Origin of the sequence: Stenotrophomonas testudinis (assembly GCF_024499815.1) — a bacterium.
Lineage (GTDB): Bacteria > Pseudomonadota > Gammaproteobacteria > Xanthomonadales > Xanthomonadaceae > Stenotrophomonas.
Genome location: NZ_JAMOKY010000014.1, coordinates 14,941 through 28,575 on the forward strand (window position 1 = coordinate 14,941; position 13,635 = coordinate 28,575).

At 60.9% G+C, this 13,635-nt stretch carries 13 protein-coding genes; 7 read left to right on the top strand and 6 right to left on the bottom strand.

Features of this window, described 5'->3' with window-relative positions:
- Positions 1-115: 115 nt before the first annotated feature.
- The 4 genes from folD (at position 116) to NQ204_RS10150 (ending at position 5,581) form a co-directional block, all read left to right on the top strand.
- Positions 116-994 (top strand): bifunctional methylenetetrahydrofolate dehydrogenase/methenyltetrahydrofolate cyclohydrolase FolD, encoded by an 879-nt coding sequence (folD, locus tag NQ204_RS10135; RefSeq protein WP_256643789.1) that lies wholly within the window; start codon positions 116-118, stop codon positions 992-994.
- 310 nt (positions 995-1,304) lie between these two features.
- Positions 1,305-2,762: an IMP dehydrogenase gene (gene guaB / locus NQ204_RS10140; protein WP_256643790.1), complete on the top strand. Its 1,458-nt coding sequence runs from the start codon at positions 1,305-1,307 to the stop codon at positions 2,760-2,762.
- A gap of 111 nt (positions 2,763-2,873) precedes the next feature.
- Positions 2,874-4,439, top strand: coding sequence for a glutamine-hydrolyzing GMP synthase (gene guaA, locus NQ204_RS10145; protein ID WP_005409309.1), 1,566 nt, complete (start codon positions 2,874-2,876; stop codon positions 4,437-4,439).
- Between the two features lie 236 nt (positions 4,440-4,675).
- On the top strand, positions 4,676-5,581 hold the full coding sequence (locus NQ204_RS10150; protein ID WP_256643791.1) for a hypothetical protein: 906 nt from the start codon (positions 4,676-4,678) through the stop codon (positions 5,579-5,581).
- A 66-nt stretch (positions 5,582-5,647) separates the two neighbouring features.
- Here the strand turns inward: NQ204_RS10150 and NQ204_RS10155 are convergent, their stop codons facing one another.
- From NQ204_RS10155 to NQ204_RS10170, 4 genes are all read right to left on the bottom strand, one after another.
- On the bottom strand, positions 5,648-7,012 hold the full coding sequence (locus NQ204_RS10155; RefSeq protein ID WP_256643792.1) for a reverse transcriptase domain-containing protein: 1,365 nt from the start codon (positions 7,010-7,012) through the stop codon (positions 5,648-5,650).
- Complete coding sequence (locus NQ204_RS10160) at positions 7,009-7,551, bottom strand: SLATT domain-containing protein (protein ID WP_256643793.1); 543 nt, start codon at positions 7,549-7,551, stop codon at positions 7,009-7,011. Before NQ204_RS10160 ends, NQ204_RS10155 begins: the two co-directional genes overlap by 4 nt.
- A gap of 346 nt (positions 7,552-7,897) precedes the next feature.
- Positions 7,898-8,254 (bottom strand): hypothetical protein, encoded by a 357-nt coding sequence (locus NQ204_RS10165; RefSeq protein ID WP_256643794.1) that lies wholly within the window; start codon positions 8,252-8,254, stop codon positions 7,898-7,900.
- A 555-nt stretch (positions 8,255-8,809) separates the two neighbouring features.
- Positions 8,810-9,733, bottom strand: a complete 924-nt coding sequence (locus tag NQ204_RS10170; protein ID WP_256643795.1) for a LysR family transcriptional regulator — start codon at positions 9,731-9,733, stop codon at positions 8,810-8,812.
- A 96-nt stretch (positions 9,734-9,829) separates the two neighbouring features.
- Here NQ204_RS10170 and NQ204_RS10175 point away from each other — a divergent pair, with 96 nt between their 5' ends.
- The 3 genes from NQ204_RS10175 to NQ204_RS10185 all read left to right on the top strand — a co-directional run bounded on the left by NQ204_RS10175 (position 9,830) and on the right by NQ204_RS10185 (position 12,149).
- On the top strand, positions 9,830-10,669 hold the full coding sequence (locus NQ204_RS10175) for a type 1 glutamine amidotransferase domain-containing protein (protein WP_256643796.1): 840 nt from the start codon (positions 9,830-9,832) through the stop codon (positions 10,667-10,669).
- Positions 10,670-10,813: 144 nt separating this feature from the next.
- On the top strand, positions 10,814-11,290 hold the full coding sequence (locus NQ204_RS10180; protein WP_256643797.1) for a hypothetical protein: 477 nt from the start codon (positions 10,814-10,816) through the stop codon (positions 11,288-11,290).
- 76 nt (positions 11,291-11,366) lie between these two features.
- On the top strand, positions 11,367-12,149 hold the full coding sequence (locus NQ204_RS10185) for a 3-hydroxybutyrate dehydrogenase (protein ID WP_256643798.1): 783 nt from the start codon (positions 11,367-11,369) through the stop codon (positions 12,147-12,149).
- A gap of 107 nt (positions 12,150-12,256) precedes the next feature.
- Here NQ204_RS10185 and NQ204_RS10190 read toward each other — a convergent pair whose 3' ends face one another.
- Both NQ204_RS10190 and NQ204_RS10195 read right to left on the bottom strand, forming a co-directional pair.
- Positions 12,257-12,706: a hypothetical protein gene (locus NQ204_RS10190; protein WP_256643799.1), complete on the bottom strand. Its 450-nt coding sequence runs from the start codon at positions 12,704-12,706 to the stop codon at positions 12,257-12,259.
- 508 nt (positions 12,707-13,214) lie between these two features.
- On the bottom strand, positions 13,215-13,610 hold the full coding sequence (locus NQ204_RS10195) for a winged helix-turn-helix transcriptional regulator (RefSeq protein WP_116863248.1): 396 nt from the start codon (positions 13,608-13,610) through the stop codon (positions 13,215-13,217).
- Positions 13,611-13,635 lie beyond the last annotated feature (25 nt).

A 13,635-nucleotide genomic window follows, 5' to 3' on the forward strand; every position in this document is an offset into this window, starting at 1 on the left:
TGAGCCGACATTAGGCTCGGCTCTACAAGGGCGGGCGGACCGGTGCCGTGGCGGTGGGCGAGGGGGCCTGAATCAGGGACAATAGCGTCCCCGCCGCCGCCCGCCCCCGCATTCGATGACTGACTCCGCCTCCCAGCCTCCTGCCCGCATCCTCGATGGCCGCCGTATTGCCGAGGACCTGCTCGACAGCCTGAAGGTGCGCGTCGACGCCCGCGTGGCCGCCGGTGGCAGCCGCCCCGGCCTGGCCGTGGTGCTGGTCGGTGGCGACCCGGCCTCCACCGTGTACGTGCGCAACAAGCGCCGCGCGGCCGAAAAGGTCGGTATCGAAGCGCACGACTACGATCTGCCGGCCGGCACCAGCGAAGCCGAACTGCTGGCCCTGATCGACCAGCTCAATGCAGACCCGAAGATCAACGGCATCCTGATCCAGCTGCCGCTGCCGGGCATTCCCGACGCGCGCCGGCTGATCCAGCGCATCGACCCGCGCAAGGACGTGGACGGCTTCCACCCGGAAAACGTCGGCCACCTGGCCCTGCGTGAATTCGGCCTGCGCCCGTGCACCCCGCGCGGCATCACCACGCTGCTGGGCCATACCGACCAGCCGGTGCGCGGCCGCAACGCCACCATCGTGGGCGTCAGCAACCACGTCGGCCGGCCGATGGGCCTGGAGCTGCTGATTGCCGGCTGCACCGTCACCAGCTGCCACAAGTTCACCCCGAAGGACGTGCTGGAACAGGCCGTGCGCAACGCCGACATCCTGGTGGTGGCGGTGGGTCGTCCGGGCATCGTGCCGGGCGAGTGGGTGAAGCCGGGCGCGGTGGTGATCGACGTCGGCATCAACCGGCTGGAAGACGGCCGCCTGGTGGGCGACGTCGGGTTCGAGGCTGCGGCTGAGCGGGCGAGCTGGATCACCCCGGTGCCGGGTGGCGTCGGCCCGATGACCGTGGCCACGTTGATGCAGAACACGCTGGAAGCGGCGGAAGCGCTGAGCTGACCCGCCGTTGGTGGGTGCCAACCTCGGTTGGCACCTGGCGGGGACGGGGGCCGCCCCCCTGAATGAATCACCGCCCCGCGCGACGCTGCGGCACCGCTTGGTGGTACCGGGCCTCGGGCCACCTGTAGAGCCGAGCCCATGCTCGGCTCATCGCGGTCTGGCGGAAAGCAGCCGAGCGTGGGCTCGGCTCTACAGGTGAGCGGGTGCGACACTGTGTCGCGCGAAGTTCCAATTCTGGCTACCAAAAATGCTGTTCTTGGCTCCTGAAAAGGGGTAAAATGTCGCGCTTCCCCACATCTCGGGTATGCCGATGCTGCGCATCCAGGCTGAAGCACTCACTTACGACGACGTCTCGCTCGTCCCCGCCCACTCGACCATCCTGCCCAAGGACGTCAACCTCGAAACGCGGTTGACCCGAGACCTGAAGCTCAAGCTTCCGATCCTGTCTGCGGCCATGGATACCGTCACCGAAGCCCGCCTGGCCATCGCCATGGCACAGCTGGGTGGCATGGGCATCATCCACAAGAATCTCAGCCTGGAACAGCAGGCCGCGGAAGTGGCCAAGGTCAAGAAGTTCGAGGCCGGTGTCATCCGCGACCCGATCACCGTCGGCCCGGAAACCACCATCCGCGACGTGCTGGCCCTGACCCAGGCGCACAACATCTCCGGCGTGCCGGTGGTGGGCAGCGACGGCCTGCTGGCCGGCATCGTGACCCATCGCGACATGCGCTTCGAGACCGAGCTGGACGATCCGGTCCGCCACATCATGACCAAGAAGGATCGCCTGATCACGGTCAAGGAAGGCGCCGCGTCTGATGAAGTGCTGCAGCTGCTGCACCGCAACCGCATCGAAAAGGTGCTGGTGGTCAATGATTCGTTCGAACTGCGTGGCCTGATCACCGTCAAGGACATCCAGAAGAACACCGACTTCCCCAACGCCGCCAAGGATCTGTCGACCCGCCTGCTGGTCGGCGCTGCCGTCGGCGTGGGCGGTGACACCGACCGCCGCGTGGAAGCGCTGGTTGCCGCCGGCGTGGACGTGATCGTGGTCGATACCGCGCACGGCCACTCGCAGGGCGTGCTGGACCGCGTTGCTTGGGTGAAGAAGAATTTCCCGCACGTGCAGGTCATCGGTGGCAACATCTGCACCGGCGAAGCCGCACTGGCGCTGCTGGACAGCGGCGCGGACGCCGTGAAGGTCGGCATCGGTCCGGGCTCGATCTGCACCACCCGCGTCGTCGCTGGCGTCGGCGTGCCGCAGGTCACCGCCATCGATCTGGTGGCCGAAGCCCTGCAGGACCGCATCCCGCTCATCGCCGACGGTGGCATCCGTTACTCGGGTGATATCGGCAAGGCGCTGGCCGCCGGTGCCTCGACCATCATGGTCGGCGGCCTGCTGGCCGGTACCGAGGAATCGCCGGGCGAGACGGAGCTGTACCAAGGCCGTTCGTACAAGAGCTACCGCGGTATGGGTTCGCTGGCCGCCATGGAAAAGGGGTCCAAGGACCGCTACTTCCAGGACGCCGCCACCGCCGACAAGCTGGTGCCGGAAGGCATTGAAGGCCGCGTGCCGTACCGCGGCCCGGTGGGTGGCATCATCCACCAGCTGATGGGCGGCCTGCGCGCCACCATGGGCTACGTGGGCTGCGCCACCATCGACGACATGCGCACCAAGCCCAAATTCGTCAAGATCAGCGGCGCCGGCCAGCGTGAGAGCCACGTCCACGACGTGACGATCACCAAAGAGCCGCCGAACTACCGCGCCTGACGCGGGCCGGGCAAAGAGGAACGAGGAAGCTGATTCCCGTTCCTCTTTCTCTATGCGCTGTTGAAAAAGTATTCGAAGTTTTCGTTTTCCCTACTGCATTGCCAGGGCGCCATGACCAACATCCATAACGACAAGATCCTCATCCTCGATTTCGGCGCGCAGTACACGCAGCTGATTGCCCGCCGCATCCGCGAGCTGGGCGTCTACTGCGAAATCTGGGCGTGGGACCACAACCCGGCCGACATCGCGGCGTTTGGCGCCAAGGGCATCATCCTGTCCGGTGGCCCGGAATCGACCACGCTGCCGGGCGCCCCGGCCGCGCCGCAGGAAGTGTTCGACAGCGGCCTGCCGATTTTCGGCATCTGCTACGGCATGCAGACCTTGGCTGCCCAGCTGGGCGGTGCCACCGAAGCCGCTGACCAGCGCGAGTTCGGCCACGCCGAAGTGAACGTGATCAACCCCGATGCGCTGTTCAAGGGCCTGAGCGACCACGGCGGCGAGCCGAAGCTGAATGTCTGGATGAGCCACGGCGACCATGTCTCCGTTGCACCGCCGGGCTTCACCATCACTGCCACCACCGACCGCATTCCGGTGGCCGCCATGGCCAACGAAGAAAAGCGCTGGTACGGCGTGCAGTTCCACCCGGAAGTGACCCACACCCTGCAGGGCCAGGCGCTGCTGCGCCGCTTCGTGGTGGACGTGTGCGGCTGCCAGACCCTGTGGACCGCCGCCAACATCATCGACGACCAGATTGCCCGCGTGCGCGAACAGGTGGGCGATGACGAAGTGATCCTGGGCCTGTCCGGTGGCGTCGATTCGTCCGTGGTGGCTGCGCTGCTGCACAAGGCCATCGGCGAGAAGCTGACCTGCGTGTTCGTGGATACCGGCCTGCTGCGCTGGCAGGAAGGCGACCAGGTGATGGCGATGTTTGCCGAGCACATGGGCGTAAAGGTGGTGCGCGTGAATGCCGCCGACCGTTACTTCGCCGCGCTGGAAGGCGTGAGCGACCCGGAAGCCAAGCGCAAGATCATCGGCAACCTGTTCGTTGAGATCTTCGACGAAGAGTCGAACAAGCTGAAGAACGCCAAGTGGCTGGCGCAGGGCACCATCTACCCGGACGTGATCGAGTCGGCCGGCAGCAAGACCGGCAAGGCGCATGTGATCAAGAGCCACCACAACGTGGGCGGCCTGCCGGAGCACATGAAGCTGGGCCTGGTGGAGCCGCTGCGCGAGCTGTTCAAGGACGAAGTGCGCCGCCTGGGCGTCGAGCTGGGCCTGCCGCGCACCATGGTCTACCGCCATCCGTTCCCGGGCCCGGGCCTGGGCGTGCGTATCCTGGGCGAAGTGAAGCGCGAATACGCCGAACTGCTGGCCAAGGCCGATGCCATCTTCATTGATGAGCTGCGCAAGGCGGACCTGTACGACAAGACCAGCCAGGCGTTTGCCGTGTTCCTGCCGGTGAAGTCGGTGGGCGTGGTGGGCGATGCGCGGGCTTATGAGTGGGTGATTGCGCTGCGGGCCGTGGAGACGATTGACTTCATGACGGCGCATTGGGCGCATCTGCCGTATGAGTTCCTGGGTACGGTGAGCAACCGGATCATCAATGAGTTGCGAGGGGTGTCGCGGGTGGTTTATGACATCTCGGGGAAGCCGCCGGCTACTATTGAGTGGGAATGAGTTGAAAGAACGAGGGCGCCGAGAGGCGCCCTTGTTGTTTACATGGCTTCGTGGATACATTTCGAAAATGTTCTAAAGTGGAAAGGACTTGGGCGATCCAGAACTTCGGGCAAGTCCTGGCGGGGATTGCGGATCGAACACGAGCTAGGAGAAAGGGGTTTAGGATGCAGCATCCCCACGAATTATCATTGGCGATCGCAAATTCTCGAGGAGGCGTTCAGAAAAAGGCTCGATTGATGATCTTCCGTGCGGAAGGAGGGGCATATCCGTTCGGTACTTTTTTCTGTGAGAACGGCTTCTTTCATGCGGATGAAGATATCGCGTTTTCTGTCGTAAAGTGCGGCGGATGGAGGTCGGTTGCCGATAAATTGCCATTTTCTGAATTTGCATGGGCATCTCCCGCGCAAGTTCGAATATTGGGGTCATTACTATTCTGTCAGGTGATTGACGAAGCCTGGGTGCGGCTGTACCCGGTAATTGGTCGGCATTTGGTTTTGGAGCCGGACGAACTCGATCTGGCGGACGTTAATGTCGTCCAGTTGATCAGATCTCGTATTTTGAATTCTTCGGATTTCCTATTGAATCCGAACGGAACTGCAGGTACTCCCGCATCCATTGGTTGTGCGAGATATGATCTGCTGAGCTCGGAATCCGTAGCGATGAGCAGATTTCCAAGCTCATATCGTAGTATCGATCCGAGAAATCTCGTTCTTATGCGCGGCATTCAGGCGCTGGTGAAGTCTGACATGCTTGGGTGCCATCAGGAGTTTGGCGAGGAGTCCGTCCTCTCCATTTATATCGCGATGGATGCTTCGTTCTCCCTGATCCAGAGGGAGCTAATCAAGGCAGGGAACCCAAATCCCTCCGCGAACGACGCCGCTAGATGGTTGCACAGAGTTTTTGACGAACCCTATGGCTTTGATGCACCTGGTGATTTTGAGAAATATCTTGGTGAGTTCTATGAGAGCAGGATATCTGCAATACATCCGGCCAGTCGCTTTGGGGACTGTCCATTCCCTCCGGCGATCTGGGGTGATGCGATTCATCTAAGATCTATTCTTCGTCAGGTTTTTTCCTATCTTGTGCATGGAGCGCATTTTGATGACTTTTATTCTGCGGTTTCAAGGTTTCATCGCGCGTGATTTAGTGTCTAGGGACTGAAGGAGCAATTGATAATTAATTATCAATTACATGAGATTTTAGGAATTCTAGTACGTGTGCACGATGTCGGACTCCAAGTCTCTCACTGCCTTTGTAATTTTTAAAGTGAGGAGTCGGTCTACTTTCTCGTCTGACATTGCGGCTACGCGCTCTCCAAGCCACATTGATAGGCGCTCGCGCTTCTGTGCGGCGCTAAGATTGTCGAAGTTTGGGATGTAGCTCCCAGCCTCCAGGCTCTTTCCGCTGAGCTCATAGTATGTCTTGATAAGGGACTTGGGTTTGAATTTATCCTTTAGCCCAAAGCGATTCATTAGCTTGGAGATTGTCCAGTTTACGGTGCGTAACTGTGATGTTTCTGTGATCTGTGAAAAATAGCAAACCCATCCGAGTCTTTTGTTGTTGAAGGTGCATCCCGTAATTCTTAGGTTTATTTTCCACTTGCAGTATGCGAGGGCTCTGGATCTCTCGGCATCGCTCCGGGCTGCTGAGGCCTTGTGCTTGTAGGCTGTAAGAATTTTTGCAATTGAAGATTCAAATCTCAGTATGCTCTCGCGTCGAATTCGAATTCGATTGCTGCTGATGAGGTAGCCTAAAAAGCTGAACTCTTGGCTTAGTTTATCTATCTTTGTTTTTGAGTCTCCTCCTGGCTCATGGGCCTTGAGGCCCATTTTCTTAAGCCTAGTGATGATCTCACTGGCGGTCGGCGCTGCCTGATCATTTGACGTCAGAATTAGTATGTCGTCGACGTATCTGCAATACCAGATTCCTTCAATCGAATTGAAGTGTTTATCTACTTCAATCATTGATATCTCGGCCAGTAGATTGGAAACTGCGAGGCCTTGGGGCACGCCTATTGTGGTAGGCTTTAGGCCCTTCGATGTTTTTGATTCTGGCACTGTCGGTGTCGTGATGGCACTTCGGATTAGAGATCGAATTTCGATTTTCCTGATTCTCTTCCAAGTGCTTCCAAGAATTAGCTTGTGCGGAATGGATGGATAAAATCCTTGAAGGTCTATCTTCGCGAACTCGGAGAATTCGCCGGATGATAGTTTCCCCTTGAGTGTCTCGATTGCGATGTGGGGCAATTTAAGCTTGGATTCGGGATAGACGTCGCCCAAGCATTCGCAAAGTGCGCGCAATGTTATACGGTCTCGGACGGTTGGAATTGAAATTTGTCGCGGCTTTGAGTTGTAGCCTTTTGATATGAGCTTCTCTTTATAGGCCGTAAATTTGTACTTACCTTGGATGATCTTTGAATGAATTAACGAAATTTCATCCCCGAGTCTTTCTCCTAGGGTCGAAGGCTTTACTCGGTCGATTCCGATGGCTGAAGACTTTGATATGCGCTCCGCGTATATCTCGATCAAGTGATCCTTCGAGAACCTGGCTCTGAAACTCTCAGGGGCCTTCATCGGCAAGTATCCATTGCGCAGTACGCTGCAATTAAAGGGGTGGCATAGAGGGTGATTATCAATATGTACCTAAGTATTATTGATGCGATGCCTCTTGCGTACTCAATTTTAGTGGGAATTCTGCTTGTCAGACCAGTGGATAACACCCGCGCCAAGATGTCATCCATTGATGTATGATTCTCGCTGTCCCTGAGCAGTCCGGCGTACAAATCTTGCTCTGCGAGAGTTGGACCGGTTGGCTGGATGTCGTTGTAAAGTTTCTGCAAATGCAAGTAGTTCCCTCGCATCAGCATGGCACGGCCTCTGAAATCCCTGTTCGTTACAGATAGTGAGATTGCTAGCAGGCCAATTGAAAGTATGGCGCCCAATATGTCGGTGTTATCGCCAAGTATAGTTGGATATCTGATGCTCAGAATGGCTAGGATCGAGCTCAGAATTGCGTACCAGACCAAAAGGAGTTGCGAATGGAAATCCATTCGCTCCAATCGTTCGTGAGCTTTTATTCGAGCCTTGTAGGTGAACCAGATCTTGTCCCTCACGACCCTCTCCAAGAAAAAGAAAAGAGGGGGCAGGGAGTCTTGGTTACCGTTGAACATCCCAAAGGATCAGTAGGCCGGAGCCCAACAGCCGAAGCTGTTACTTATTAGTGCCGCCCTCGCCTAGGCGAGAGGAAATGCCTGCCCCCGAGGCCGATCTTACGGTTAAACCTTCTGAATAGGAAGCTGGGTGCCCAAGCCAAAGTGGGGCAGGCATATGGTGCGATCACTCGGCCTAAGCTGCCATAGTCGGGGGCATCTAGGACGCTTGCCTACTCCTACAGCTATTGCAAATGAAGTGAACCTCATATCGTCGGTAATCGTGGCATGGGGCAGATGAGCGCCACACCTACTCCGGCCTAATCTCCCGACAACCCCACTCAACCAACCCCCGACAAGCTAGAAACAACCCATCAACAACCCCCTCATCCAAATGCCGCTCTGGATCCGCTGCCACCCGGTAGCGGTCTGCCGCGTGTAGCAGCTCGAGCACCGTCAGCGCCCCCACCATCGCGCGCTCGGTCCTCGCCAAGCTCACGCGGCGGCCGGGTGACACATCGGTTTCTGGCCAGGGATGCCCATCTGCACCCTCGCAGCCGCGCATGCGCTTAAGGATGCCGAGCAGGGAGTTCAGGTCGGGCAGGGGAGTGTCGTCGTTGATGGGCTCAACAACGGTGTACGAAGAGAAGGTGTCGGAATCGTTCATGGCGTCGGCTTCCGTGGCTATGCTTAACAGCGCCACCGCGTAAGCGGGGTGGCGGACGATGCGTGGCTGCAAACCGGGACGAAGTAGTGCCATGACCGGTGAGTCCGAAGACTCCCACGCACCGCCCGCCATAAAGGCCGACGCATCACCCGCCGGCACCGGTTAAGGACGGTGCCGACGGGCAAGCGTAAACAACAGGCACTTCTAACGTCTCGGGTTTGCAGACCCGATGCCACCCGTTGTCGGTGGCGCGCCATGGTGTTTACGCCGTCTCTCCGAATGCAAATTGAAATTCGCGAAGAAATCGCGGGATTCGAGAGCGAAGATCCATTGTTGCACGCAGCATTCGTGCAACACGCGACTCCACAAGACGCATTCGCGCAGATGCCCTGCGGATTACGAATAAAAGTGGCGTAATCACCCATGCCGCAAGCGCATAGCGCGACAGTCTTCTTTACAACAGTTCTTAGTCAGCCCCTGGCTTCAACAGCGCTCAATCAGCCGTACGGCCAGAAAGCCGGTTCAAACGCGACACCGCCAGCAAGCATCACAACCTCAACCAGCACCATCCCCAAACCCAGCCGCATTCCCCACCAGCAACTCAATCATCGCCCGCGCCGCCGCGGACTGCCGCCGATGTGGCGCATAGATCACCGAGAACGGCCGCGATCTCCCTCGCAGCTGCGGCAGCACTTCCACCAGCTGCCCACGCTGCAACCGCTCGCGCACGATGAATGCATAGCTCTGGCAGATGCCGATGCCCTGTTCGGCCAGCGACACCACGCCCAGCACATCGTCGGAGGTCTCGATGGACGAACGCGGCAGCCAGTCCACGTCGCGCCCGCCGTCGCGGATGATCCACGGCGCCAGCCGCCCGGTACGCGGCATCACGAAGGGCAGGCACAGGTGCTGCTGCAGGTCGTCCAGCGTCTGCGGCGTGCCGCGGCGCTGCAGGTACTCCGGCGCGGCCACCAGCAGCAGCGGCGCGTCTTCCAGCTTCCGCCCCACCAGCCCGCTGTCCGGCAGCTGGCCCAGGCGGATGGCCAGGTCGAAGCCTTCGGCCACCAGGTCCACGTTGCGGTTGGTGATGTTCAGTTCCACCTGCACCTGCGGGTACTGCTGCGCAAAGCGCGCCAGCACGGGCGGCAGTCGGTAGTGGCCATAGGTGGTGGGCACGCTCAGGCGCACGCGGCCGGCCAGCGCACCGTCCTGGGCCAGTACGTCGCGCTCGGCGTCGTCCAGCAGGCCGAAGGCGGTGCGCACCTGTTCCAGATAGAGCCGCCCGGCGTCGGTCAGGCCCACGCGGCGGGTGGTCCGCTGCAGCAGCTGCCGGCCCAGCCGCGCTTCCAAGCGGGTGACCGCGCGGCTCAGCACCGAGGGCGTGGTGGACAGCGCCACCGCGCCGGCGGTGAACGAGCCGTGCTCGACCACCGCCAGGAACACCTCCACATCGCCCAGATAGTCGAACTTGCGGCTCATTTGGCTCTCCGGGGAACAGATGTTTTGCGATGGCGCCAATTTATCGCCGCTGGAGCGATGAATAAAGTGGCGGTCATTCCCCGATAGGAGCTCCTCATGAACCTGATGACCCGGCTGGCGGCAGCGCTGGCTCTGACCCTGGCGGCTACCGGCGCCCATGCCGCCAACGTGCTGGTGGTGCTGTCCGACGAAAACCACCTGGACTTGAAGGACGGCAAGGTGCTGTCCACCGGCTTCTATCTCAACGAGCTGATGCAGCCGGTCAAGCTGCTGCTGGACGCGGGCCACGAGGTGATCTTCGCCACGCCGCAGGGGCGGGCGCCAACGGTGGATGCGTCCTCGGTGACGCCGGCGTACTTCGGCAACGATGCGGCGCAGCTGACGCTGCACAAGGAGTTGCTGGAGAAACTGGCGCTGACCTCGCCGACGGCCTCGCCGGTGGTGAGCCTGGCGCGCATCGAGCAGCAGGGTTACGCCCACTTCGATGCGGTCTACATTCCCGGTGGCCATGCGCCGATGCAGGACCTGCTGAAGAGCCCGGCGCTGGGCCGGCTGCTGGCTGACTTCCACCAGCGCAACAAGACCACCGCGCTGGTCTGCCACGGGCCGATCGCGCTGCTGTCCACGTTGCCGGATGCGGGTGGTTTCGTGGCAAAGCTGGAGGCGGGCGCGATGCCGGCCACGCCGAAGTGGATCTACAGCGGTTACCAGATGACGGTGATAAGTAACCAGGAAGAAGCGCAGGCCAAGCCGATGCTGGGCGGCGGTGAGATGAAGTTCTATCCGCAGACCGCGTTGCAGCGAGCGGGTGCGCGATTCAGCAGCAACGCCACGCCTTGGACCGGGCATGTGGTGGTGGACCGTGAGCTGATTACCGGGCAGAACCCAGCGTCGGCTCTGGAGGTGGGGCAGCGGTTGGTGGAGCGGTTGAAGTAAGGCGGCTTTTCCATTGCGTGCGCCCCCGTGGCACCATGGCGGGCCGGCGGCGTCCACATGTACGACGCGGCACGCTTGGCAAGGTTGAACCGGCCCAAGCGGGCAAGCGGTCGCCAATGCTGAACGTTGATCCAGGAGTTCTGTGTGCCGAGCACACTGGTAGTTGTGAAAACCGTGGCCGCCGCTGCCCTTGCAGCACTTCCGTTGGTGACCATCTGGTTGATCCATCGGCGTGCGTCATTGAAAGCCCGTTCTGCGTTGGGATCAGGGCTGCGTCTGAACACGCCTCGCCGGATCTCCGGTACCTCCATGACCTTGGTGTTGGTGGATGGGAAAGAGGACCGCGAGCACTACTTCTTCGATACGAAAGCTTTTTACCTGCGGCGGGGACCGGTGCCCACGGCGGTTCCGCTTTCGCAGATCACCTCAGTCACACGAACGTCCGACAGGATCTACGGGCGCTATGTCTGGCAGGTGTGCTTCAGCAAGGCGGCGGGCAGAAGGTGCGTCACGTTCACCAACAACTTGACGCTGTTCAACCGCGACTTCCTGCTCTTCCTGGAGGCGGTGCGGAAGGCCAATCCGCTCGCGACCGTTGATCGGGCGGGCGTGCGGTTCTAGCTGCGGGTCGACGCGGGCGAGCATCCACGCGTGGCGTGGATTTACACTTGGGCCTCCGTCCCAAGGAAGCTTGCCCATGTTCAGTGGAAAGGTCGCGGTAGTTACCGGCTCCACCAGCGGTATCGGTCTTGGCATTGCCACGGCCCTGGCGAGGCAAGGCGCCGACATCGTGCTGAATGGCTTCGGAGACGCGCAGGACATCGAGCGCATCCGCTCCAGCCTGGAAGGCGAGTTCGGCGTGCGGGTGACGCATGATGGCGCCGACCTTTCCCGTGGCGACGCGGTGCGCGAAATGATCGCTCGTACCGTTGCCACCATGGGCCGCATCGACATTCTGGTGAACAACGCGGGTATCCAGCACACCGCGCCCATCGAGGAATTCCCCGTTGAGAAATGGGATGCGATTCTGGCGCTGAATCTCTCTGCGGTGTTCCACGCAACGGCAGCGGCGTTGCCACACATGAAGCAGCAGGGATGGGGCCGCATCATCAACATCGCGTCGGCGCACGGCTTGGTGGGCTCGGTGAACAAGTCGGCCTATGTGGCGGCCAAGCATGGCGTGGTCGGGTTTACCAAGGTCACCGGGTTGGAGAACGCGGGCACGGGCATCACGGCCAATGCCATCTGCCCGGGCTGGGTGCGGACCCCGCTGGTTGAAAAGCAGATTACTGCGCTGGCGGAGCGGGACGGAACCGACCAGGAATCGGCCGCGCGTGAACTGCTGGCCGAGAAGCAGCCTTCGTTGCAGTTCGTGACGCCGGAGCAGCTTGGGCAGATGGTGGTATTCCTGGCGTCGGATGCCGCGGCGCAGATGACGGGCACGGCGCTCCCGATGGATGGTGGTTGGACCGCGCGCTAAGCGTGGTTGCGCGGCGCGTTCGGTTTTTCGCCGGGGTGGCCCGGCGCTACCGGTGCAGGGGGGTGGTAGCACGGGGCCATGCCCCGCGAGCGCGCAGCGCGGCGACGTCAGGCGGGCCTGATTTCCCTGCACACCATTTCGGCCAGCTCCCGGCAGGCGAAGAACAACCCCTCAACCACGCCTTCGTCCAAGTGTCGGCTGGGCGTGGCGAACGATTCGCAACGGCTTGCTGCATGCAGCATCTCCACCGCGGTCAGCATGGCCACGGCGGCACGATCAATCCGGGCCAGCGACTGCCTGCGGCCCTCGGAAAGGTTCTCTTCCGGCCACAGCATTCCATCCGAGCCTTCGCCATCGCGGATGCGCTTGAGGCAGCCCTGGAAGGTGCTGAGATCGGAGGAGGGATTGTCGTCGTCGTTGGTGGAATCATCGACGGGGAAGGGCGGGTTCTTGCGTATGGTCATGGCGTCGGCTTCCGTGGCTGTACTTAACAGTGCCACCGCGCGGAAGCGGGTGGCGGACGGTGCGTGGCTGCAAACCGGGTAAAGAAACGCCATAGACCGGTGGGTACGAAGACCCCCACGCACCGCCCGCCATACAGGCCGACGGATTGCCCGCCGGTACCGGTTTCCGGGCGGTACCGGCGGGCAAGCGCAAACAACAGGCGTATCTATTACACGGGTTTGCAGACCCGGCCACTCGTTGTCAGTGGCACGCCATGGTGTTTACGCCTGCTTGTTCGATGCAATGAGAAAAATCCGAAGATCATGAGCGCAGCGGAGAGGCCGGGGCGAGTGTCGCATGCTTCATCCCGGACGCACGCGACAGTGAATGACGTCATCGGGCTTTGCTTACGCCGTTCACGACTGGGAATGACGCAAAGTGCGCGGCAGGTGCCGACGCGTGTGACGCTTCCCGCTTCCTAGTTGTTGTATGAAGCGGCCTTGTCGAGCGCGTTGAAGGCGTGAAGTGTGCCTTGAAGCGACCTGAGCGGCGCTGTTGGCGAGCCAGATGCGACAGCTGATGGACGGCGGCGCCGCTGCGCTCGCCGGGCATGGCCCGGCGCTACCTGGCCTGGTCGTACGCGGCCTGGGCGCGTTCCATCTCCGGCCCGTAGTGCAAGGCCCAGTCGTACAGCGCGGTGAACGGCTGCTGCAGCGAACGCCCCAACGCGGTGATCGTGTACTCCACGCCTACGGGCGTGGTGGGCAGTACATGCCGTTGAATCAAGCCGTTGCGTTCCAGCCGCTTCAACGCATCGGCCAGCGCCTTGTGGGTGATACCGTCCAGCCGACGCATGATCTCGTTGAATCGTGACGGGCGCGAACACAGCACGGTGAGGATGAGGATCGACCACTTGCTGGCGATCTGTTCGAGGATCGGGCGCGAACGGTGCACGTCGATCAGCGCGTCTTCGGCAACGCAGTCGGTACGGGTGTGCGGTTGGGTAGAGCGGGGCATCGGTTTACTCCACGATATCTACGCT